Raw genomic sequence first — 22,502 nt, 5'->3', positions numbered from 1 at the left:
GGACTCGCCTCCACCAGGAGGCGAGTCCCCTACCGATGCTCTGCCTACCCCACAAGGACTTCACTATGGTCTCCATGGACGCCTTTCGTCCGCTGGCACTTGCCGGCCTGATGGCAACGACAAGCCTCGGACTCTGTCTGCCCGCTGCCGACGCCCAGGCCGCCACCCTGCAGGTCGGCAACGGCGCCGAACCCAGCACCCTGGATCCGCAGAAGGTCAACGGCAACTGGGAGAGCCGGATCACCCGCCAACTGTTCGATCGTCTGATCAACTACGGCCCCGACGGCGCGCTGGTGCCGGGCCTGGCCGAATCCTGGGAGCTGTCCGACGACGGTCGGGTCATCACCTTCCGGCTGCGCGAGGCGCAGTGGTCCGACGGCGAGCCAATCACCGCCGACGACGCCGTCTTCGCCCTGCGACGCCTGGTGACGCCGGCCACCGCCAACCACAACGCCAATCTCTACTACCCCATCATCAACGCCCGGGCGATCAACACCGGCGCGGCCGAACCCGAGAGCCTCGGCGTCACCGCTCTGGATTCCCACACCCTGGAAATCCGGCTGTCCGAGCCCACCGCCTACTTTCTTCAGGCCATGGCAATGACCGAGGCCGCACCTCTGCCCCGCCACCTGCTCACCAGCGACGTCGAGGACTGGACCCGGCCAGGCACCCTGGTGGCCAGTGGACCCTTCGTGCTCACCGACTGGAAGCCCCAGGACAAGGTCGAGGTGGCGCGCAACCCTCGCTACTACGCCGTCGATGAGGTGGCACTGGAGGGTGTCGACTTCCACGCCATCGAGGACACCTCGGCGCTGATGAACCGTTTTCGCTCAGGCGAGCTCGACATCGCCTACGGTGCGGTGCCTTCCGCGCGCTTCGAGTGGGCCCAGGAGAACCTGGGCGAGTCGCTGCGCGTCGGGCCGCTGATCGGCAGCTACTTCTATATGCTCAACCTGCGTGAAGGCACGCCGCTCAGCGATGAGCGGGTGCGCGAGGCGCTGAACCTGGCGCTCGACCGCGAGGTGATCACCGAGCGCCTGCTGGGCATGGGCCAGACGCCGTCCTACTGGTTTGTGCCCCGCACCATCGCCTCGCCTACCTCGGCAAGCCTCGACTTCCATGATCAGGACATGGACAGCCGCCGGGCCAGGGCCCGGGAGCTGCTGGATCAGGCCGGCTACGGGCCGGATCGACCGCTTGAACTTGAGCTGTCCTACAACACCCTGGAAGACCACAAGAAGATCGCCGTGGCCATCGCCGCCATGTGGCGCCCGCTGGGGGTGGAGATCGAGCTGGTCAACCGCGAGGCGGCGGTGCACTTCGCCGGCCTGCGCCAGGGCGACTTCGAGATCGCCCGCTACGGCTTCGTGGCCACGGTCAACGACCCCTACGACTTCCTCAACGCCTACGCCGCGGGAGGCTCGGCGGCGGCCAGCACCGGCTACGCGGACCCCGAGTACGACGCCCTGGTCGAGGCCAGCACCCATGAGCTCGACGCGGACCGACGCGCCGCGCTGATGAGCGAGGCCGAGCAGCGCCTGCTGGAAGCCGACGTGATGCTGCCGATCTACGACTACGTGGTCGTCAACCTGGTCTCGCCGGACGTCAAGGGCTGGCAGCCCACGACGCTCGACGTGCATCCGCTGCGCTACGTGTCCGTGGACGCCGACGCGCCCTGACGATCACCCGCTCCAACCCCATCGCGGGCGCGGCCAGGGATGGCCCGCCCTCCATGTCAACCGAGGAACGGCGCCATGCTGAGCTACACCTTGAAACGCCTGGCCCAGGCCATACCGACGATGCTGATCGTCATCACCATCGCCTTCTTTCTGATGCGCATCGCCCCCGGCGGGCCCTTCGACGGCGAGCGCGCCCTGCCGCCGGAGATCGAGGCCAACCTGATGGCCGCCTACCACCTGGACGAACCGCTGTGGCAGCAGTACTTCCGCTACCTGGGCAACCTGGTCCAGGGCGACTTCGGGCCCTCGTTCAAGTACAAGGACTTCACCGTCACCGAGCTGATCATGCAGGGCTTCCCGGTAAGCCTGCAGATCGGCGGCCTGGCGATCCTGCTGGCGCTGGCGATCGGCCTGCCGCTGGGCATCATCGCCGCACTCAAGCGCAATACCGCCGTGGACTACACGGTGATGGGCACGGCGCTGGCCGGCATCGCGGTGCCCAACTTCGTGGTGGCGCCGGTGCTGGCGCTGGTGTTCGGGGTGCTGCTCGGCTGGCTGCCGGCGGGGGGCTGGAACGACGGCGCCCTGCCCAACCTGATCCTGCCGGTGATCGCGCTATCGATCCAGCAGATCGCCTACATCGCGCGGATGATGCGCGCCAGCATGATCGAGGTGATGGGCAGCCACTATATTCGCACCGCCCGAGCCAAGGGACTGACCGAGGCCGAGGTGGTCTGGCGCCACGCCCTGCGCCCCGCCCTGCTGCCGGTGACCTCCTACCTGGGCCCGGCCATCGCCGGCATCATCACCGGCTCCGTGGTGATCGAGCAGATCTTCGGCATCCCCGGCATCGGCCGCTACTTCGTCCAGGGCGCGCTCAACCGCGACTACACCCTGGTGATGGGCACGGTGGTGTTCTACGGCGCCCTGATCGTGTTGATGAACCTGATCGTGGACCTGATCTACTCGGCCCTTGATCCCCAAATCCGCTATGACGACTGAGGCGACGCCATGAGTACCGATTCCCTCGCCCCGACCGCCGCCCCCGTCGGCGACAGCCTCGGCCGCGACGCCTGGCGCCGGCTGAGCCAGAACCGCGCGGCCATGGCCAGCCTGTGGCTGCTCGGCCTGATGACCCTGGCCTGCTTTATCGGTCCCTGGCTGACCCCCTGGGGGCTGGCCGACGTCGACTGGAACGCCTTCGACGTGGGCCCGACCCTGGAAGGCGGCCACTGGCTCGGCACCGACGCCAACGGCCGCGACCTGCTGACCCGCACCCTCTATGGGGGCCAGGTGTCGCTGTCGGTGGCGCTGGTGGCGACCTTCGTCAGCCTGATCATCGGGGTGCTCTACGGCGCCGTGTCCGGCTATGTCGGCGGGCGCGTCGACAACCTGATGATGCGCTTCGTCGACATCATGTACTCGCTGCCGTTCATGTTCCTGGTGATCCTGCTGATGGTGGTGTTCGGCCGCAACATCTTCCTGATCTACGCCGCCATCGGCGCGGTGGAGTGGCTCGACATGGCGCGTATCGTGCGCGGCCAGACCCTGGCGCTCAAGCAGCGGGAGTTCGTCGAGGCGGCCCACGCCCTCGGCGTCAAGGACGGCAAGATCGTCACCCGCCACCTGATCCCCAACGCCATCGGCCCGGTGATCGTCTACGTCACCCTGACGGTGCCCAAGGTCATCCTGCTCGAGAGCTTCCTGTCGTTCCTCGGCCTCGGCGTGCAGGAGCCGCTGACCAGCTGGGGCGTGCTGATCTCCGAGGGTGCCGACATGATGCAGACCTCGCCCTGGATGCTGCTGGTGCCCTCGGTGTTCCTGGCGCTGACGCTGTTCTGCCTGAACTTCCTCGGCGACGGCCTAAGAGACGCCCTGGACCCCAAGACCCGCTGATCGACGACGGAGACGCGACCATGACCGACACACAACCCAAGAACCCCCGTCGTCCCGCCCGCGAGGCGCTGCTCGAGATCGAGGGGCTCAGCGTCAGCTTCGAGCTGCCCCACGGCACCGTCCAGGCGGTCAGGGACGTCAGCTTTGCCATCAATCCCGGCGAGACCCTGGCGCTGGTGGGCGAATCCGGCTCCGGCAAGTCGGTGACCTCCACCGCCGCCATGCGCCTGCTGCCGGAGCTCGCCCGGGCCGAGGGCGTCATCCGCTTCAAGGGCGAGGAACTGCTGGGTGCCACCGCCAAGCGCATGCGCCGGATTCGCGGTGGCAATATCGCCATGATCTTCCAGGAGCCGATGACCTCGCTCAATCCGCTGCACCGCATCGGCGACCAGATCAAGGAGGTGCTCGACCGCCACCAGAGCCTCAAGGGGCGCGCCGCCACCGCCAAGGCCATCGACCTGCTCGAGCAGGTCGGCATCCCCGAACCGGCAAGGCGGGTGTCGAGCTACCCCCACGAGCTGTCCGGCGGCCAGCGCCAGCGGGTGATGATCGCGATGGCCCTGGCCGGCGAGCCGGAGATGCTGATCGCCGACGAGCCCACCACCGCGCTGGACGTCACCGTCCAGGCCCAGATCCTCGAGCTGCTCAAGGACCTGCAACGCCGCTACGGCATGGCGATCCTGTTCATTACTCACGACCTGACCATCGTCAAGCACTTCGCCGACCGGGTCTGCGTGATGCGCCACGGCGAGCTGGTCGAGCAGGGTGAGACCCGGGAGGTCTTCGCCAACCCGCGCCACGAGTACACCCGCATGCTGATCGACGCCGAGCCACGCGGGCGCAAGGCGCCGGTGGCCGACAGCGAGCCCATGGTGCTCGAGGCCAAGGACATGCGCGTACGCTTCGCCCTCAAGAAGCGCCTGTTCGGTCCCAGCGAGTACTTCGAGGCGGTGCGTGGCATCGACGTCAGCATCCGTCGCGGCCAGACGGTGGGCATCGTCGGCGAATCGGGCTCCGGCAAGTCGACCCTGGGCCGCGCCCTGCTGAGGCTGCTCAAGAGCCAGGGCGAGATCCGCTTCCACGACACCCGCCTCGACGTGCTGGACAAGACCGCCATGCGGCCGATCCGCTCGAAGCTGCAGGTGGTGTTCCAGGACCCCTACGGCTCGCTGTCGCCGCGGCTGACCGTTGGCGACATCATCGGCGAAGGGCTCAAGGTCCACGCCCCGCACCTGTCCCGCGCCGAGCGCGAGGCCCAGGTGATGGCGGCGCTCAAGGAGGTGTCGCTGGATCCTTCGATGCGCAATCGCTACCCCCACGAGTTCTCCGGCGGCCAGCGCCAGCGGATCGCCATCGCCCGGGCGCTGGTGCTCAAGCCGGAGTTCCTGCTGCTCGACGAACCCACCTCAGCGTTGGACCGCTCGGTGCAGGTCACCGTCATCGACCTGCTGCGTGACCTGCAACAGAAACACGGCCTGACCTACCTGTTCATCAGCCACGACCTGGCGGTGGTGCGGGCACTGGCCGACACCGTGCTGGTGATGAAGGACGGAGAGGTAGTGGAACAGGGCAGCGCCGAGGCGCTGTTCGCCGCGCCGAAGACCGAATACACCCGCAAGCTGCTGGCCGCCGCCATGCTCGATCAGGTGGCCTAGGCCAAGCGATCTACGGGCTCTACCTACGTAACGTAACAGGCGCTGCTTGAGCAGCGCCTGGTGTGCGAAGGCAGCGGCCGCTGCTTTGGCTCGTATGAACGTCTCTACTCTGTCGGATGTTCGCCTGCGTAGACACGCTCGGCCTGGGCCAGCGAACAGCTCATCAAGAGGTCCAGGGCACCCAGCGCCTGGTCGCTGACGAAGGGATGGGGATCGCCGGCTTGCCGCTGCTCCAACGCCTCGATCCGCGCCAGGGTGTTGTCGCGGGCGGGATGGTTGGACAGGAAGACGTCCACGCCCTGCTGTTCAGAGATCGTCTTCATTCGTGAGGCGGAGGCCGAGTACTCCCGCAAGCGGGCCTCGTCCGGCCCGAAGTTGAAACCGGTACCGCCCCACAGCACCGCCCGATGGGTACTGTCGCCATCCTTCAGCGGAATCACCAGCGACAGCGTGCCGAGGGTATGGCCGGGGGTCACGTAGGCCTCGAGGGCGGTATCGCCAAGAGTCAGGGTGTCGCCGTCGGCGATGGTGATATCGCGCACTGGAGGCTCGCCCCAGCGGGGATTGTCGATGGCCAGCTCCGGCTGTTCGAGGGCGGTCCAGTCCGCATCGCTCATGACCACTTGGGCTCCGTAGTTGTCGACCAGGTACTGCTGACCACCGTAGTGATCACCGTGGGCGTGGGTCACCACCAGATAGGTGATGTCCTCGGGATCCAGGCCCAGATCCACCAGCCCCTGCTCGATAAACTTCTGCGCTTCCTCGTTGTTGTTGAGGGCATCGATCAGAATGATCCCCTCGTTGGTGGTCAGCGCCCAGCTGGCGACGCCGGGCGTGCCGACGTAGTAGAGATTGTCGAATACCTGGGTCGGCATCGGCTCGGCCGGGCCGCGCTGGCGCCGGTCATCGCGACTGGACTCACGACGCTCCCGCTCTGCCGCCTCGCCTTTCGGACGCTGGCCCGCCACCTTGAGCCTGGCCGACAGGTCACACAGGCTGGACAGCCCGGGGAAGGCCTGTCCGGCCGCCAGGCCCCGCTCAGCCAGCTGCTCGGCCAGCTGCTCGGGCAGCTGCTGGGGAGGTTCATCCACCGCCAGGGCGGTCTGACTCAGGGTGAGGCTTACCACGGCCCCTGCGATCATCGCTTTCATGGTCCTTCCTGTTCGCTGCTGTTCGTTTAGGTGGGTCGCTGCGCGCTTTAGAACTCCAGGTCGAGCCCGACCCAGTAGCGCCGTCCATCGTCCACATGACCGAAGTTATCGAACTCGATGTCCTTGTCGGTCAGATTGTAGATGCCGGAAAGCACACGGATCTGTCGTGTCGCCTGCCAGCTGAGCCCCGCGTCCCAGGTAGCGTAGGACGGGGCCCGGATGGAGGTGCTGCTGTTGCTTGAGAGATTCACCGGCTGGCTTTCCTCGCCGCGGAAGGTAAAGCGCAGCCAGGGAGCGAGGGCCTCGGTGGCCTGCCAGTTGACGGTGGTATTGAACAGGTGGCGAGGCACCTGGGTCAGCGGCTGACCCTCGTTGTCACCGCTCTTCTGTTCGGAATCGGTGTAGGTGTAGGAGGCCTGGGCCTGCCAGCGTTCGCCGATCGGCATCTGGACACCAGCCTCGATGCCCTTGGTGATGGCGTCATCGATATTGACGTTGGTACGGGCGTCCGGGTCGCCGGCCGCCGCATCACCGCAGTCGCGATCGCCACAGGCGATGGTGGAGATCTTGTCATCGAAGTCGTTGTAGAACATCGTCAGGCTGGCCTGAAGGCCGTTGGCGCCATCATGCACCAGCCCCATCTCGTAGCTACGGGACTCTTCCGCGTCCAGATCAGGGTTGCCGTAGATATCGCCGCCCCGGCTCTCCTGGACCCAGTCGCCGGACAGCTCGCGCAGGTTGGGCGCGCGGAACCCGGTGGACATACCGCCCTTCAGGGTCCAGTCGGGCAGCAGGCTCCAGACACCGTAGAGTCGCGGGCTGTAGTGCTCACCGAAGAACTCGTGATCGTCCATGCGCAGCCCGGCGGTCAACGAGAAGCTATCGGTCAGATACCATTCGTCTTCGAGAAAAAGCGCGTACTGGTAGACGGTGATCTCGTCGGTGCCTGCCAGGGCGTTGGTGGTGGTGTCCTCGAGTTTCTCGTCCTCCCAGGTGCCCCCGAAGGTCACGAAGTGGTCGCCCAGCGGCAGTACCCAGCGTGAATCCGCCACCGTATTGCGAATCTCGATATCGCGACCGACGTTGTCGGTTTCCTCCAGCTGCACGTAGGAATCCGAGGTCAGCAGCCCCCAGTTGCCCTGGTGGGACAGCGCAACGGTCTTGTGTCGATTTTCGGTCTCGGCGTCGCTCGAACGCTCGGGCAGCGAGAATCCGGCACGACTGGTGCGATCCTGCTCCCGTCGGCTGACATCAAGCGAAAGTGAGTGATCGGGCGTGGCCTCCAGCGACAGCCGCGCGGCCAGGTTGGAAAACTCGCGCTTGGCATAGCCGCGCTCGATCTTGTCCTCCTGGCGATGCTGGTACTGACCGGTCAGCTGCAACCCGAGGACGTCGTCGGCCAGCGGACCGGACACATACAGCTGATTGTTGAATTCGTTGCCGGAGTCACTGTCTTCCTGAATCGTCGCATCGGTACGCAGTTGGGTGACCCAATCCTCCGCGACCTTGCGGGTGATGATGTTGATGACTCCACCGATGGCATCGGACCCGTACAGGGTCGACATGGGGCCGCGGATGACCTCGATACGCTCGATGGCGCTCAACGGTGGCAGCCAGTCCTTCTGGAAGCCGCCCCCGCCGCTCGGCTGGGATTCCCGCGAAGTCTGCCGGCGACCGTCTACCAGCCACAGGGTGTACTGCGCCGGCATGCCACGCAGGCTGACGTCTTCGCCATCTCCACCGCCGGTCACCACGACGCCGGGCACATCCTGTAGCGCATCGGTGATGTCCCGGTAGGCACGTTTTTCAAGCGATTCCCGGGTCACCACGCTGATCGAAGCCGGTGCCTCGGTCTGCGTCTGCTCATAGCCCGCAGCGGTAACGACGATATTGTCCAGGGCGAGATCCTGTTGCGCCTGAACAGACAGGGAAGCCGCCCCCAGGGGCAGAACAGACCAGCGAATCATCAAGCGAAGGGACATCCGGAGCACCAGGTTGTTGTATTGACCAAATACGATTGATTCGCAATGTTAACCAACCGGGATACGTCCAGACAGCGTTTAGCGATCAGAAAACCGGCAAACCGATGCAACGGGATGTTCGACAATAGTGGACTTCGCCGATTCGCGTGCTATCACCCTGACGGTGAAGCATCGCTGTTGTTACCCCCTGCCCTTCCAGAAAGGCCTCCACTTGCAACGCTGATATCTTCTCTTGGCATGGCTGGCTTCCACGAACGACAGCGCCCCCTCCTGGGAGGGGGCGCTGCGCAGGGTCTGACTATGTTCTAGCGGAAGCCAATATCGGTCGCCTGGACCGAGGTGGTGGCCGGTCAGAAGCGATAGGTCAGAAGCGATAGGTCAGCTGGGCACCGAAGGCCTGGGCGGTGTTTTCGAAGTCCGCCTCGTAGGTGCCGCGATTTTCCTCTTCCTGGGACAGCTCGGCGTCGGATTCGTGGATATAGGAGTAGGCCACGTCCACGGTCAGATCCGGGGTCGGGGTCCAGCCGGCACCCAGCGAGAAGATGATGCGATCATCAGACGGCACACGCACGCTGCGGTACTCGTCCTTGATCGGGGTCTCGTCGTAGGCGAGGCCAGTACGCAGCACCCACTGGGGGTTGAGCTGATAGGCGGTACCGATGGAGTACTGCCAGCTGTCCTCATAGTTCTGGGCCTCGACGATCTCGCGAACATCGTTCTCGACACGCAGCTCATCGAACTCGCTCCAGTTGGTCATGGCGGCGCCGGCCATCACCGTCCAGCGATCATTGAGCTCGTGGGTGACCGAGAAGTCCCATACCTCGGGCAGGGTGATCGAAAGATCGGCGTCAGTTTGGCGGTTACCCGGCCCGACAAGTGTTACTCCTCCAGGTCCGGGCTGAGTACCAATTACATTGTTAAAGCGTGCCTTGCCTTCGAGGTCGTACTCCACCTCGGAGTGGTAGGCGAAGCCGAAGGTGGTGTGCTCCCAGGGCTTGTACATGGCGCCGAAGGTAAAGCCCCAGGCGTTATCGTCCCCTTCAATATCTACATCACCTTCCCCCGCAGTCCCAACTTGAGTAAACCCGCCAGGGCCGACAAACCCTGTGGGGCCTCCCGGGGTATTGGCGGTCAGCTCACCGTCGATCTGGTTGTAGGTCAGGCCAAAGCCGGCCGAGAACTGCTCGCTGAACTTCACCGAGATGGTCGGCTGAACGGTGACCACCTCGACCTTGCTGCGATCGCCGAAGAAACGGCCCTGGAACTGACCTTCGTAGTCGGTGATCAGACCGAAGGGCGCGTAGACACCGAGGCCAAAGTGCAGGTTGTCGTTGATCGGCTGGACGTAGAAACCGAAGGGAATAAAGGTGTCCGGCACCATATCGCCTTCGTTGGAGCCCGTGGCGCTGCCGTCGGCATTCTTGATGTCGGTGTCCACGGTCAGGAAGGCGGTACCGGCGGTGACCTGGGCACGATCGAGAAACGACATGCCGGCCGGGTTGCCGAACACGATGGTGGCGTCGGTCACGGTGGAGGCACGGCCCGCGTTGGAGGTGCCCTGGCCGCTTACGCCCTGCTCGTTGAGCTGAAAGGCGCCGGCCATCGCCTGGCCAGAAAGAGCAGCGGTGGCCACGGCAACCGCCAGGGTCAAAGGCTTGAAGTTGTTGTGCATCATGTCGGCGTCCTTATTATCAGCAAGCGTGTCGGCGTACTTGTTGTGGCGTAGTGGTTATTGTGCAGTTGCGTCCGCACACTTGTCCGGGCGCAGTTCCTTTCGAGCACTCTTTGTAATTTGTTTGACCTGAATTGCTTGGCCCTGTCGACGGGCCTGCTCGCAGTGTTTGCGAAGGCGCCAAAGAGTTCAAGGCCAAACGTTCGTTTTAATGGCCAAATTACTCATACTTTGGTCAAAGAACATTTGCCAGTTCAGTCATTTCAAAGACTTAGACAAGCTAAACAAAACGCTTCCTGCATACTTCAGGCGCCCTTGACCTTTGTGCAACACACAGGTTTTACACTATCCCCATCGTTCTCCCATGCGCAGCGCCGATGGGCGCCGAGGAGTGCACATGAAGGTCAGTGAACTGGCAAGAATCACCGGCGTGACCGCCGAGACGGTGCGCCACTACACCCGCGAGGGCCTGCTGGCGCCCGATCGAGACCCCGACAACGGCTATCACCTCTATGGCGACCGCGATCGCGAGCGTCTGGACTTTATCCAGCGCGCCCGAACCCTGGGATTCAGCCTGGCCGAGATTCGCGACATCCTGTCCCATGCCGATCAGGGGGATTCGCCCTGCCCCATGGTGCGCGACCTGCTGGCCGAACGGCTGCCGCAGATCCGCAGGCGCATCGCCGAGCTCGAGGCCCTGGCAGCGCGCATGGAAGACGCCATGCAGAGCTGGCAACACCTGCCCGACGGCGTGCCGGACGGACACAGCCTGTGCCGTCTGATCGAAAGCGTGCCGACGGCGTCCGTACCACAATCCGCCACGGCCAGACAGCGGGAGTCGTCATGAATCGCCTCGAGGAGCACCAATTTCAGGTGACCGGAATGTCCTGCCAGGGCTGCGTCGGGCGCATGCGCCGGGCCATCCAGGAGCACGACGCCGAAGCCCAGGTCGAAGGCGACCCCGGGAGCGGCACGCTGTCGGTTGCCTCATGCCTCGGCGCCGACGAATTAGCCGCCCTGCTGTCGCAAGCCGGCTACCCCACCGAGGCGAGTGCCACCGATGAGCAGATAGCCAGCGACAGCACGACCACGCCGCTAGCGCCCGCCGAGGCGCCATCGCCTCAGGAAGCGTCCTCAGCGTCGCCGCATAGAGAGACCTCAGCGTCGCTGCAAGAAGCGCCCTCAGCGCCTTCGCAGCGTCTGGCGATCCAGGGCATGACCTGCGCCGGCTGCGTGGCCAGTGTGCAAAAGGCGCTGGCCGCCACCTCAGGGGTCGAGCGCGCCGAGGTCAACTTCGCCTCCCATACCGCGCGGATCCACGGCGACGTTGACGCCGAGGCGCTGGTTCAAGCGGTGGAATCCGTGGGCTACGGCGCCGAACCCATCGTCGACCTGCGCCAGGCCGAACGCCAGCGTGCCGAACGCAACCAGCGCGAATACCGGCGCAAGCTCAAGGGCAGCCTGGCCTCGCTGGCGCTGGCGGTTCCGCTGATGGTGATGATGCTGATCCATCACCCTGAGCCGACGGGTCTTGCCCGCCTTGGCTGGGGGCTGGTGGGCCTGGCGACGCTGGCCGTGCTGGCGTTCCCGGGACGCGCCTTCTTCGTCGGCGCCTGGAAAGCGCTGCGTCACCACCAGGCCAACATGGATACCCTGATCGCACTGGGCACCGGCACCGCCTGGCTCTACTCCATGGCGGTGGTGGTGGCTGCCCCTTGGTTGCCACAGGCCGCCCGAGGGCTCTACTTCGAGGCCTCGAGCATGATCATCGGCCTGGTGTTGCTGGGCAAGGCGCTGGAACTGCGTGCCCAGGGCAGGACCTCGGACGCCCTGCATCGCCTGCTCGACCTGCAGAGCCAGAGCGCCCGAGTGGTGCGTGAAGAGGGCGAGCTGGACCTGCCCATCGACGAGGTTCGCCAGGGCGATCTGATCCGGGTGCGGCCCGGCGAGCGCCTGCCCGTGGATGGTGAGGTGGTCGAAGGCGACAGCCATATCGACGAATCGATGCTCTCGGGTGAGCCCGCGCCGTTGGCCCGAGGCCCGGGCGACGAGGTCAGCGCCGGCACGGTCAACGGCCGGGGGTCGTTGGTGTTCCGCGCGACCCGCGTCGGTGCCGATACTCGACTGGGGCGCATCACCGAACAGGTGGCCAACGCCCAGGGCTCCAAGCCACCCATCGGCAACCTGGCCGATCGCGTCTCGGCGGTGTTCGTGCCCAGCGTGATGATCATCGCCGTGCTCACCGCCCTGGCCTGGTACCACTTCGGCCCCGAGCCGCGGGTCATCCATATGCTGGTCACCGCCACCACGGTACTGATCATCGCCTGCCCCTGCGCACTGGGCCTGGCCACCCCGTTGTCGACCATGATCGGTGTGGGCAAGGCCGCCGAGCACGGCGTGCTGATACGCTCCGGCGAAGCGCTCCAGACCGCCAGTCGACTGACCACCCTGGTGGTGGACAAGACCGGCACCCTGACCGAAGGTCGCCCCAGGGTCACCGACTGCCGCTGGTTCGCTGGCGAAGCCAGCGACGACCGCACCCGGCTGCTGGGTCTGGTCGCGGCCATCGAGGCCCGTTCCGAACACCCCCTGGCCGAGGCCCTGGGCCGCTATGCACACGACCATGGCCATGACCATGCCGCCGCCGACACCAACCCCAGCGACGAATCTGGCGGCAGCACCGCTAGTGCCTCTTCTTTCGCCAACAGCACCATCGAGGCCTTCGAAAGCCTGACCGGACGCGGCGTGCGTGCCCGGGACGCCGAGGGACGACGCCTGGCCATCGGCAATGCGGCGATGATGCAGGAGGAAGGCGTCACACTCGCTGACCATGAGCTCGACGACTGGCAGGCCCAGGCCCGCACCCTGGTCTATCTGTCGCTGGACGGCGTCCTGACGGCGGGCTTCGCCATCGAGGATCCGTTGCGCGAGGACAGCCTCGACGCGGTGGCGCGACTGCGGGCCGATGGCCTCAAGGTGGTGATGCTGACCGGTGACAACAGCGCCACCGCCCGTGCGATCGGGGAAGAGGTCGGCATCGATGAGGTCCACGCCGAGCTGTCGCCGGAGGACAAGCACGCCGAGATCGAGCGCCTTCAGGCCGAGGGCGAAGTCGTCGGCATGGTGGGCGACGGCATCAACGACGCCCCCGCCCTGGCCCGGGCCGACGTCGGCTTCGCCATCGGCCAGGGCACCGACGTGGCCATCGAAAGCGCCGGGGTGACGCTGATGCGCTCATCGCTTCACGGCGTCGCCGCCGCCATCGAGATCAGCCAGGCGACCCTGGCCAATATCCGCCAGAATCTGTGGGGCGCACTGGGCTACAACGCCCTGTGCATCCCCATCGCGGCCGGCCTTTTCTACCCGCTCACCGGCACCCTGCTGTCACCGATGATCGCTGGCGCCGCCATGTCGGCCTCGTCGATCACCGTGGTGGCCAACGCCAACCGGCTGCGACTCAAGCGCCTGCGCCCCCAGAACGCGCGAGCGCCACGCCCCGCCACCCCGCCATCGCAGGAGGTGCTGTCATGAGCATCGTGGTGACCCTGACGGGACTGGGATTGATCGGCCTGATTGTGTGGTGGTTCTGGCTATCCTGAAGAGACCGCCACGCCGAGGAGCGCCCCATGAGCAAGCCTTCCGTGAGTGACCTGGATTCGCCCCCCTGCCCCCGCCTCAGGTCGGTGCTGGAAACCGCCCTGTACGTGGCCGACATGGCGCGGGCGCGCGCCTTCTTCGAGGAGGTGATGGGGCTTGAGCCCTTCAACGCCGACCATCGCTTCACCGCCTACCAGGTCGGCCCTTCGGTGCTACTGCTGTTTCTCGAGGGCGAGACCCTGGAGACGGTGGTGCTGCCGGATGACATGGGCACCATCCCGCCCCACGACGGCCGCGGCTGGGTGCATATGGCGCTGGCCATCGACCGCGAGGAGCTTGGTGCCTGGGAGACGCGCCTCGACGCCCACGGGGTCGAGATCGAGGGTCGTACCCACTGGCCCAAGGGCGGCGAGAGCCTGTACTTCCGCGACCCCGACGGGCATCTGCTGGAACTCGCCACCCCGGGCATCTGGCCAAATTATTGACGTACCCGGAACCACTCCGGTGGAAAATACGCGGCGGCTGACCATAGGAAGCCTGCTTGCGAGGTCAATCAACTCCACAAGGGCAAGTTGATGAACCCCACGGCTCGAACACTGCTTTGCAACTGCATCAAACGCCTGGCCATGGCACCGATGGTGCTCATGGTCATGCTGGTAGTGCTGACGATCCTTGCTGGACCGACTGCCGTGGCCATGGAGGACTGCGCAGGCCCCTGTATCGCACTCCACAGCGACACACCAGACCACACACACCCGGAGTGCAGCGTCTGTGCCGCCGTCTCGCCGTTGCCGACCATCCACGACACACCGCCAGCCGGCTTGATCGACATCGTCGTCCCGGCTGGCACCAGTCACATCATTGCGCCGCCGAGGCGCCCTCCTCGTTCCTGACAGCAAAAAGCGTCATGTCACCACCGCACATCACAAGGCACCTACCCCGGTGCCACGCTTCTTCTGTCAGGAGTTACACCAATGAGCACGACATGTTTCGCCTTTATGGGTTCGATGGGCTGGATCGGTTGGCTAATGCCGATCGCCTGGCTGATCCTGCTGGGTCTCGGCATCTCCGCCCTCGGCAAGTACCTTCTCACCACTCACCGCTCTCGGGAGAAACAGTCATGAGCCACCGTCACGCCTCCCTGCTTTTCCTCGCCACCAGCCTGCTGGCTGCGGCGCCCGCGATGGCGGATCTGCCCGACACTGCCACCTTGTACAAGAATCCACAGTGCGGCTGCTGTGACGAGTACGCGCGCCTGCTGGAACAACGTGGTGTCGACGTGACCATCGTCGAGACTCGAGACATCGGTAGCATCAAGCAACGCCTCGGCATTCCGTTTGGCCTCGGCGCCTGTCATACCATCGAAATGGGGGGCTACGCGGTCGAGGGGCACGTGCCCTTCGCGGCGCTGGATCGACTCTTCGAACAGCACCCCGATACAGCCGGCATCGGTCTGGCCGGCATGCCTGCCGGCACCCCAGGCATGCCAGGCCCTCGCCAGCAGGAGTGGAACGTCTACGAGTTCCGCGATGGTGAGGCCAGGCCATTCATGACGCTCTGAACGCCCTCACGGGCAAGGCCCCGGCAGCTGCCGGGGCATCACCACCAGCGCCACAGCGATCCAGGGCCAAGCAACCCGGTCTTGTCGCCTTGACCTATCTGCTCTCACCTGACGAGTCAAAAGACTCGCTTGTTCGGCCACAGTCTGTCGATGTGAGCGCAACAAGATGGTTACCGTGAAGGAGAAAAGCATGTTCATGACACGCCGCTCGTTCCTGATGGGCTCCTTGCTATCGGGTGGTGCCGTGCTGGCAGCCAACGCCACAGGTCGCTTGTACTCACTGCCGCAACTCAACGAGCTTTACATCCCGGAACTGATCGATGCCCGCAGCCGTCACCAGTCGATTGCGCTGGAAGTTCAGGAGGGCTCGCGCCATTTCTTCCCTGGCCGAGAAAGCATCACCTTGGGCTACAACGGGAGCTACCTAGGTCCCACGCTTCGGGTCCACCAGGGCGACGATTCCGAGGTCACCATCACCAACACCCTGGGTGAAGACACCACCGTGCACTGGCATGGGCTGCTGGTCTCCGGCAACCTGGACGGCGGCCCTCACCAGACGATCCCCGCCGGAGCCACCTGGCGACCGGTACTACCGATACGTCAGCGGGCATGCACTCTCTGGTACCACTCACACGCTCATGGGCGCACCGCCAGACAGGTCTACGCAGGCCTGGCAGGAATGTTGATCGTCAGTGACGACCATGAAAAATCGCTGGGCCTGCCCTCGGATTACGGTGTCGATGACATTCCCCTGATACTTCAGGATAAGCAGTTCGAGCAGGGAACCCTGGTATTACCACAGGGCATGATGACGACGATGCATGGACGACGTGGCGACACTCTCTTGGTCAACGGCACTGTCAACCCAGTAGCAAAGGTTCCTCCCCGGCTGGTGCGTCTGAGGATGGTCAATGGTGCCAACGCCAGGTTTTTCGATCTGGCGTTCTCCGACGCCAGAATCTTTCACTGGATTGCCTCGGAGGGAGGTCTGCTCGAGAAGCCTGTTGCGCTGCGCTCGCTACGCCTCGTTCCAGGAGAGCGAGCCGAAATTCTCGTCGATTTCTCCAATGGTCGCCCTGCGACCCTGACTACCGGACCAGACAGTAGTCTGTCGATGATGCGCATGATGACGCCCATGTCAGGGGCTAGCGAAACGACCGTCATCGAGTTCATTCCCCAAGGCTCCGGCAGCAGTTCCCTTCAGGTACCACAGCGGCTTCACGCCCCTGAACCCCGGATTCCCTCAACGGCACTGCGCAGACGTCGCTTCGAGTTGACCATGGGCATGGAGATGGGCATGGGCATGGGCATGGGAAACATGAGGAGGGACGAAACACGGATGAGCAGGGCCAGCTTCGGCATCAATGACCGTGCCTTCTCCATGGACAGAGTCGATGAGCGGGTCAACCTGGGTGATAGCGAAATATGGGAGGTGACCGGCGCAATGATGGCCCACCCCTTCCATGTACACGGCGTGCATTTCCAGGTCATCAGCCGCAACGGTTCTGCGCCGCAGACCCGTGACAAGGGCATGAAAGACACTGTGCTGGTGCGCGAGCCCGTCGAACTGCTGGTCCATTTCAACCAGCCTTCGCTGGGTGCGCCCTTCATGTATCACTGCCATATCCTCGAACACGAAGATAACGGCATGATGGGACAATTCACGGTAACCTGAAGCCAGCAGCGCCGGGGCCTCCGGGCAACGAAGACCGAGGCTTGCCGGGATCACCGACCCTCGTTCGACCGCTTCAGTCGCCCGGCTTATTCAACGGGCTCTGCGTGCTCCACCATCAGCTGCAGCGACTCGCGTCCGCGGAAGCGGTTGCGATTGAGCTTGTAGGCGCAGTGGAGGGTGGCGCCCACGTCGAAGTCCGGCAACTGGCCCGGGGTCAGGCAGCGAAACCAGATGGCCTTCAGGGTCAGTCCGCGACAGGACAGCTCCAGGGTCAGGTGACTGCCGTCACCCACCGGCTTGAGCCGCTCCACCAGAAAGCGCCCCTCGAACAGCGGCGCCTCGAACTCGCGGCCGAAGGGGCCAAGGCCCTCGATCTCGGCCAGGGTCTCGAGGCTTAGCTGATGCTCGCCGAGTTCACCGTCGGTGTAGAGCCTGGGCACCAGTTCCAGATCGCCGAGCTGTTCGCTGACCGCGGTGATCAGCGCCTGGCGGAAGTCGTCGAGACGTTCCTGTACCACGCCGACGCCGGCGGCGCCCCGGTGGCCGCCGAAACGCGTAAGCGCCTCGGGGGCCAGGTCGTGGGCGCGCTGCAGAGCATCGCGCAGGTGCAGCGCCTCCACCGAGCGTCCGGAGCCGGTCAGCATGCCGGCCTCTGCGGCGGGGGTCAGCACCAGGGTCGGCCGTCCGTAGGCCTGCACCAGGCGCGAGGCGACGATGCCCTGAACCCCCGGATGGCCGTTCTCCAGATAGACGATGACCACCGGCTCGTCGGCGTCCAGCGCCCGGCGGGCCAGCAGCCTGGCCTCGGCGACCATGTCGGCTTCGATGGCCTTGCGCGACTGGTTGTCGGCGTCCAGGGTCTCCAGGTGACGCCGCGCCACCCCGTCATCCCCGGCGAGCATGAAGTGAAGCGCCGCGTAGGGATCGTCGAGACGCGAACGGGCGTTGATTCTCGGCCCCATCTGGAAGCCCAGGGTCTCGGCGTCGAAGGGCACGCTGTCGGCGCCCAGGCGCTCCGCCATTACCCGCCAGCAGGGCTCGCCCATGCGATTGATCAGCGCCAGACCGTGGCGCACCACCGCCCGGTTGATGGCGCTGCCACCCAGTGACACACAGTCGGCCACGGTGCCCAGCGCCACGTAGGACAGCCAGGGCGAGAGCTTGGGCGTGGACGGCGACAGTACCGCCTGTTCGATCAATACCTGGCGGGTCAGCGACATCAACAGCCAGGCCACCATGCAGCCGGCGATGGTGGCGTCCGGGTAGTCGCAGTCGGCTCGGGTCGGATTGACCGTGGCATAGGCCGAGGGCGGCGGCCCTTCCAGGGGCAAAGCGTGGTGATCGCTGACCACCACGTCGATTCCCGCCGCCTTGAGCCTGGCGATACGCGCCTCGTCGCTGCTGCCGCAGTCGGCGGTAATCACCAGGCTGGGCCGCGGCGTCAGCTTCAGGGTGCGCTCCACCAACGGCAGGCTGATGCCATAGCCGTCATGAATACGGTGACCGATCAGACTGTGCAGACGTGACTCCGGCACCCCGAACAGTTCGTTCAGGGTTCGCCGGATCACCACGTGGGAGGTGATGCCGTCCACGTCGTAATCGGTGAGGATGCCGATGTGCTCGCCCTCGGCCACCGCCTGGGCGATGCGCTCGGCCGCTCTCGGCGCATCGGCCAGACGCTCGGGATGGACCAGATGACGCAGACTCGGATCGACCAGCGGGCCGAGTTCGCCCTGGTAGTCGGGCAGGCGTCCGGCCAGCAGCCGGGCCTGAAGCTCCGACAGCCCGGCCTCGAGTCCCTGCCGATATAGCCTTTCGTTGCGAGGACGCGGTTCGATACGCGGACGCGGCTCGGCATGCTCGCTCGAGCCGGCATTTGCCGGAGAAGAGTGGGACATCGGATTCTCTGGAAGGTTGAAGCGAGGGTGGCGCAGGAGGGTGACGGGAACCGAGAAGGTCGGCGCAGATGGCGTGCTGACCGCCACCTGCGCCGACGCGATACCGGCGCGTCCAACGCAGCTGGATCGACTTAACTGATCGGCAGCATCACGTGTTCGCGATAGGCGCTGCGCTGGGTCAGCTTCTCGTACCAGGCCTCGAGGTTCGGCAGGCTCGGGCGCTCGATATCCAGGGCGAACCACAGGTAGACGTAGGCCCCCAGCGGAATATCACCGATGCCGAATTCCTCGCCGGACAGCCAGGGCTGGCGAGCCAGCGCACCGTCGGCGATACGCAGGCTCTTCTCGAACCCGGCCAGGCCACGCTCGATGGCCGCATCGTCGCGGGTCTCGGGGGTGCCGCGCACCAGGTTCATGATCAGATCCCGATAGGGGCCCGCCAGACTGCCAAGCGCCCAGTCCATCCACATGCTGCAGCGCGCCCTGGCGCCGGCAGAGTCGGTCGCGAGCCGACCGTCACCGTGCACATCGGCCAGATAGCGGACGATGGTGTGGGATTCCCACAGCACCAGGTCTCCGTCCTCGAGACAGGGAATCAGGCCGTTGGGATTCTTGGCCAGGAATTCCGGCGTATCGAGCCCACCGAAGGGCCCTCCCAGATCGACCCGTTCGAGGTCGATCCCCAGCTCGATGGCACACCAGACGGGCTTCTTGACGTTGACCGAGTTGTTGCGTCCCCACAGCTTCATGGAAGTCTCCCTGTCGGGATGCCCGGCAGCGGGCACCCTTGGCAAAAACCGATGGATAAGAACCGATTGGCACTAAACCGAGCCGAACGCCGCAAGGCGCTCGGCCCCATCCCGAAGGCCTCAGCGACGACGATGTTCGGCGACGAAGGCTTGTACCGCTTCGAGTCTAGCCGGCAGCACCTCGTAGCGTTCCTCGCGCTCGAGCAGATCGTCCATATGTGGCGGCAACGGCACACCCGGGAAGCCGGCCTTGACCACCGCCTCGGCAAACTTGGCCGGGTGGGCGGTGGCCAGGGTGATCATCGGCGTAGAGGCGTCCCTGCGCTCGCGCTCGGCGGCACGATAGCCGGTAGCGGTGTGGGGATCGAGGATCTCCTGGGTGCGGTGGTGGGCCTCGCGGATCACCTCGAGGATGGTGTCGTCATCCACGCTGTGGCTCGAGAAGACCTCGCGCAGCCGGCCCAGCGGGGCTTCGGCCAGCACCGTCGGCTCGTTCTGGAAGCGCCCGAGCAGCTCGTCCACGGCGCCGCCGTCGCGGTCGTAGGCCTCGAACAGCAGTCGCTCGAAGTTGGACGACACCACGATGTCCATGGACGGCGCCAGGGTGGCCAGCAGCTCCTGCTTGGAGAAGTCGTTGTCGGCCAGGGTGCGATGGAGGATGTCGTTGGCGTTGGTGGCGACGATGAACTGCTTCACCGGCAGCCCCATGCGGTAGGCCACGTAGCCGGCGAAGACGTTGCCGAAGTTGGCCGAGGGCACGCAGAAGCTGACCTGACGCTGGGGCGCGCCCACCGCCACAGCGGAGGCTACGTAGTAGACCACCTGGGCCATGATCCGCGCCCAGTTGATCGAGTTCACCGCCACCAGCCGAGCCCCATCGAGGAAGCTCTGGTCGGCGAAGCTGGCCTTGACCATGGCCTGGGCGTCGTCGAAGTTGCCTTCGATGGCGACGTTGAAGACGTTGTCGGCCAGCACCGTGGTCATCTGCCGGCGCTGTACCTCGGACACCCGGTTGTGGGGGTGCAGGATAAAGATGTCGAGGTTGTCACAGTGACGACAGCCCTCGATCGCCGCCGAGCCGGTGTCGCCGGACGTGGCGCCCATGATCACCGCACGCTCGCCACGCTTCTTGAGGAAGTGATCGAGGATACGTCCGAGCAGCTGCAGGGCCACGTCCTTGAACGCCAGGGTCGGACCGTGGAACAGCTCGAGCAGGAAGTGGTTGGCGTCGAGCTGATTGAGCGGCACCACGGCGTCGTGGCTGAAGGTCGCGTAGGCGTCCTTGACCAGGCCACGGAAGGTGTCGTCGTCGATCTCGCCGCCGACGAAGGGCTTCATCACCCGAAAGGCGATCTCGGCGTAGGACAGCCCGGCCATGTCGGCCAGGTCGTCGGCGCTCAGGTGAGGGAAGTCCTCGGGAACGTAGAGGCCACCGTCGGCGGCCATGCCGGTAAGGACGACTTCTTCGAAGGACAGCGCGGGCGCCTGCCCGCGGGTGCTGATATAGCGCATCTTGTGATTCCTTGCCGCCGCCCGGGGCGCGGCCTGAGATTCCAGCGAAGCGCCCGCGAAAGCGAGCCTGGGCCCGCTCCCGCAGGCATCATCAGTCCTGCTCGTCGAGGCTCTCGACGCGAATGCGGGTCACCGAGCCGGCGATGTCGGCCAGAGACTCGATGCGGCGAATGGCCTCGTTCATGTGCTTCTCGAGGGTACGGTGGGTCAGCAGGATGATCGGCACCAGTTCGCCCTCGGTGGCCTCCTTCTGGATCAGCGCCTCGATGGAGATACCCTCCTCGGAGAGGATGGTCGCCACCCGCGCCAGCACGCCGGGGCGGTCCACCGCCAGCAGGCGCAGGTAGTAGGCCGTGGTGATGTCTTCCATGGGCATGATCGGCAGCTCGTCACAGTCATCGGTGACGCCGCAGAAGGCCAGATAAGGCGTGCGATAGCGGTGCTCGGTGGAGATGTCGCGGGCCACGTCGAGCAGGTCGGCGACCACCGCCGAGGCGGTGGGCTCGTCACCGGCGCCGGCACCGTAGTAGAGGGTCGGACCGACGGCGTCACCCATCACGGCGATGGCGTTCTTGACCCCGTGGACGCTGGCCAGGAGCCGCTCCTTGGGAATCAGCGTCGGATGGACGCGCAGTTCGAGGCCGTCACCGGTGCGCTTGGAGATGCCCAGGTGCTTGATGATGTAGCCCAGGTTGTCGGCCTGCTCGACGTCCTCGGCGGTGACCCGAGAGATACCCTCGGTGTAGGCCTTCTCGAACTGCAGCGGCACACCGTAGGCGATGGACGCCAGGATGGTCAGCTTGTGGGCGGCGTCGATGCCTTCCACGTCGAAGGTCGGATCGGCCTCGGCGTAGCCCAGCGCCTGGGCCTCGGCGAGCACGTCCTCGAACGCCCGGCCCTCGTCGCGCATATGGGTCAGGATGTAGTTGCCGGTACCGTTGATGATACCCGCCACCCAGCTGATGCGGTTGGCACCCAGGCCCTCGCGCAGCGACTTGATTACCGGGATACCGCCGGCCACGGCGGCCTCGAAGGCCACGATCACGCCCTTTTCATGGGCCGCCTTGAAGATCTCGTTGCCGTGCACCGCGATCAGCGCCTTGTTGGCGGTGACCACGTGCTTGCCATTCTCGATGGCCATCATCACCAGCTCGCGGGCCACGTCGTAGCCGCCGATCAGCTCCACCACCACGTCGATATCGGGGTTGGTCGCCACCTCGAAGACGTCCTTGGTGGTACGAATACCGGTAAGGTCACAGGCGGGATTGATGCTGCGATGGGCGACCTGCTCGATCACCAGCGGGCGACCGGCACGCCGAGCGATCTCGTCGGCGTTGCGCGTCAGTACATTGAAGGTGCCGCCACCGACGGTACCCAGCCCACAGATTCCCACTCTCACCGGTTTCAATGTCATTCTCCCTTCTCGACCGTCGCCGCAAGCAACGGCTGTGTCAGCGATTTGGCGAGGCCCGAGT

The 22,502-nt window shown here is 65.3% G+C and carries 17 protein-coding genes; 10 read left to right on the top strand and 7 right to left on the bottom strand.

Annotated elements, in window-relative coordinates:
* The first annotated feature begins 65 nt into the window (after positions 1-65).
* From RBB39_RS12890 to RBB39_RS12875, 4 genes are all read left to right on the top strand, one after another.
* Positions 66-1,679 carry an ABC transporter substrate-binding protein gene (locus tag RBB39_RS12890; protein WP_239452499.1) on the top strand — a complete coding sequence of 538 codons (1,614 nt, stop codon included), beginning with the start codon at positions 66-68 and terminating at the stop codon, positions 1,677-1,679.
* Between the two features lie 75 nt (positions 1,680-1,754).
* A complete protein-coding gene (gene oppB / locus RBB39_RS12885; RefSeq protein WP_045991315.1) occupies positions 1,755-2,681 on the top strand; it encodes an oligopeptide ABC transporter permease OppB in 927 nt (308 codons plus the stop codon).
* A gap of 9 nt (positions 2,682-2,690) precedes the next feature.
* Positions 2,691-3,575, top strand: coding sequence for an ABC transporter permease (locus tag RBB39_RS12880; RefSeq protein WP_045991316.1), 885 nt, complete (start codon positions 2,691-2,693; stop codon positions 3,573-3,575).
* A gap of 20 nt (positions 3,576-3,595) precedes the next feature.
* Positions 3,596-5,230: an ABC transporter ATP-binding protein gene (locus RBB39_RS12875; protein WP_045991317.1), complete on the top strand. Its 1,635-nt coding sequence runs from the start codon at positions 3,596-3,598 to the stop codon at positions 5,228-5,230.
* Between the two features lie 104 nt (positions 5,231-5,334).
* Here the strand turns inward: RBB39_RS12875 and RBB39_RS12870 are convergent, their stop codons facing one another.
* The 3 genes from RBB39_RS12870 to RBB39_RS12860 form a co-directional block, all read right to left on the bottom strand.
* Entirely contained in the window at positions 5,335-6,381 is a 1,047-nt protein-coding gene (locus tag RBB39_RS12870) for an MBL fold metallo-hydrolase (protein ID WP_052704221.1), read from the bottom strand.
* A 47-nt stretch (positions 6,382-6,428) separates the two neighbouring features.
* The gene (locus RBB39_RS12865; RefSeq protein WP_045991318.1) at positions 6,429-8,363 is read right to left on the bottom strand and encodes a TonB-dependent receptor domain-containing protein; all 1,935 of its coding nucleotides are present in this window, start codon (positions 8,361-8,363) and stop codon (positions 6,429-6,431) included.
* Between the two features lie 364 nt (positions 8,364-8,727).
* A complete protein-coding gene (locus tag RBB39_RS12860; protein ID WP_052704222.1) occupies positions 8,728-10,038 on the bottom strand; it encodes an OmpP1/FadL family transporter in 1,311 nt (436 codons plus the stop codon).
* A 394-nt stretch (positions 10,039-10,432) separates the two neighbouring features.
* Here RBB39_RS12860 and RBB39_RS12855 point away from each other — a divergent pair, with 394 nt between their 5' ends.
* The 6 genes from RBB39_RS12855 to RBB39_RS12830 all read left to right on the top strand — a co-directional run bounded on the left by RBB39_RS12855 (position 10,433) and on the right by RBB39_RS12830 (position 16,868).
* Positions 10,433-10,882 carry a MerR family transcriptional regulator gene (locus RBB39_RS12855; protein ID WP_045991319.1) on the top strand — a complete coding sequence of 150 codons (450 nt, stop codon included), beginning with the start codon at positions 10,433-10,435 and terminating at the stop codon, positions 10,880-10,882.
* Positions 10,879-13,566 (top strand): heavy metal translocating P-type ATPase, encoded by a 2,688-nt coding sequence (locus RBB39_RS12850; protein WP_045991320.1) that lies wholly within the window; start codon positions 10,879-10,881, stop codon positions 13,564-13,566. The genes RBB39_RS12855 and RBB39_RS12850 overlap by 4 nt, the downstream gene beginning before the upstream one ends.
* 95 nt (positions 13,567-13,661) lie before the next feature.
* Complete coding sequence (locus RBB39_RS12845; RefSeq protein WP_045991321.1) at positions 13,662-14,117, top strand: VOC family protein; 456 nt, start codon at positions 13,662-13,664, stop codon at positions 14,115-14,117.
* A 489-nt stretch (positions 14,118-14,606) separates the two neighbouring features.
* Positions 14,607-14,756: a hypothetical protein gene (locus RBB39_RS12840; RefSeq protein ID WP_185696471.1), complete on the top strand. Its 150-nt coding sequence runs from the start codon at positions 14,607-14,609 to the stop codon at positions 14,754-14,756.
* Positions 14,753-15,193: a DUF411 domain-containing protein gene (locus tag RBB39_RS12835; protein WP_045991323.1), complete on the top strand. Its 441-nt coding sequence runs from the start codon at positions 14,753-14,755 to the stop codon at positions 15,191-15,193. The genes RBB39_RS12840 and RBB39_RS12835 overlap by 4 nt, the downstream gene beginning before the upstream one ends.
* A 190-nt stretch (positions 15,194-15,383) precedes the next feature.
* Positions 15,384-16,868, top strand: a complete 1,485-nt coding sequence (locus tag RBB39_RS12830) for a multicopper oxidase family protein (RefSeq protein ID WP_045991324.1) — start codon at positions 15,384-15,386, stop codon at positions 16,866-16,868.
* An 86-nt stretch (positions 16,869-16,954) separates the two neighbouring features.
* Here the strand turns inward: RBB39_RS12830 and recJ are convergent, their stop codons facing one another.
* The 4 genes from recJ to RBB39_RS12810 form a co-directional block, all read right to left on the bottom strand.
* Entirely contained in the window at positions 16,955-18,766 is a 1,812-nt protein-coding gene (recJ, locus tag RBB39_RS12825) for a single-stranded-DNA-specific exonuclease RecJ (protein ID WP_045991325.1), read from the bottom strand.
* A 131-nt stretch (positions 18,767-18,897) separates the two neighbouring features.
* Complete coding sequence (locus RBB39_RS12820) at positions 18,898-19,515, bottom strand: glutathione S-transferase family protein (protein ID WP_045991326.1); 618 nt, start codon at positions 19,513-19,515, stop codon at positions 18,898-18,900.
* Positions 19,516-19,635: 120 nt separating this feature from the next.
* A complete protein-coding gene (gene thrC / locus RBB39_RS12815) occupies positions 19,636-21,027 on the bottom strand; it encodes a threonine synthase (protein WP_045991327.1) in 1,392 nt (463 codons plus the stop codon).
* 91 nt (positions 21,028-21,118) lie between these two features.
* Positions 21,119-22,435, bottom strand: coding sequence for a homoserine dehydrogenase (locus RBB39_RS12810; protein ID WP_045991328.1), 1,317 nt, complete (start codon positions 22,433-22,435; stop codon positions 21,119-21,121).
* Positions 22,436-22,502: the final 67 nt, after the last annotated feature.

The organism is Halomonas sp. MMSF_3323, from assembly GCF_030733595.1.
GTDB classification, from domain to species: Bacteria; Pseudomonadota; Gammaproteobacteria; order Pseudomonadales; family Halomonadaceae; genus Halomonas; species Halomonas litopenaei.
Note: the sequence above shows the minus strand (reverse complement) of the source record. Positions and strands in the feature narration are given on the sequence as shown.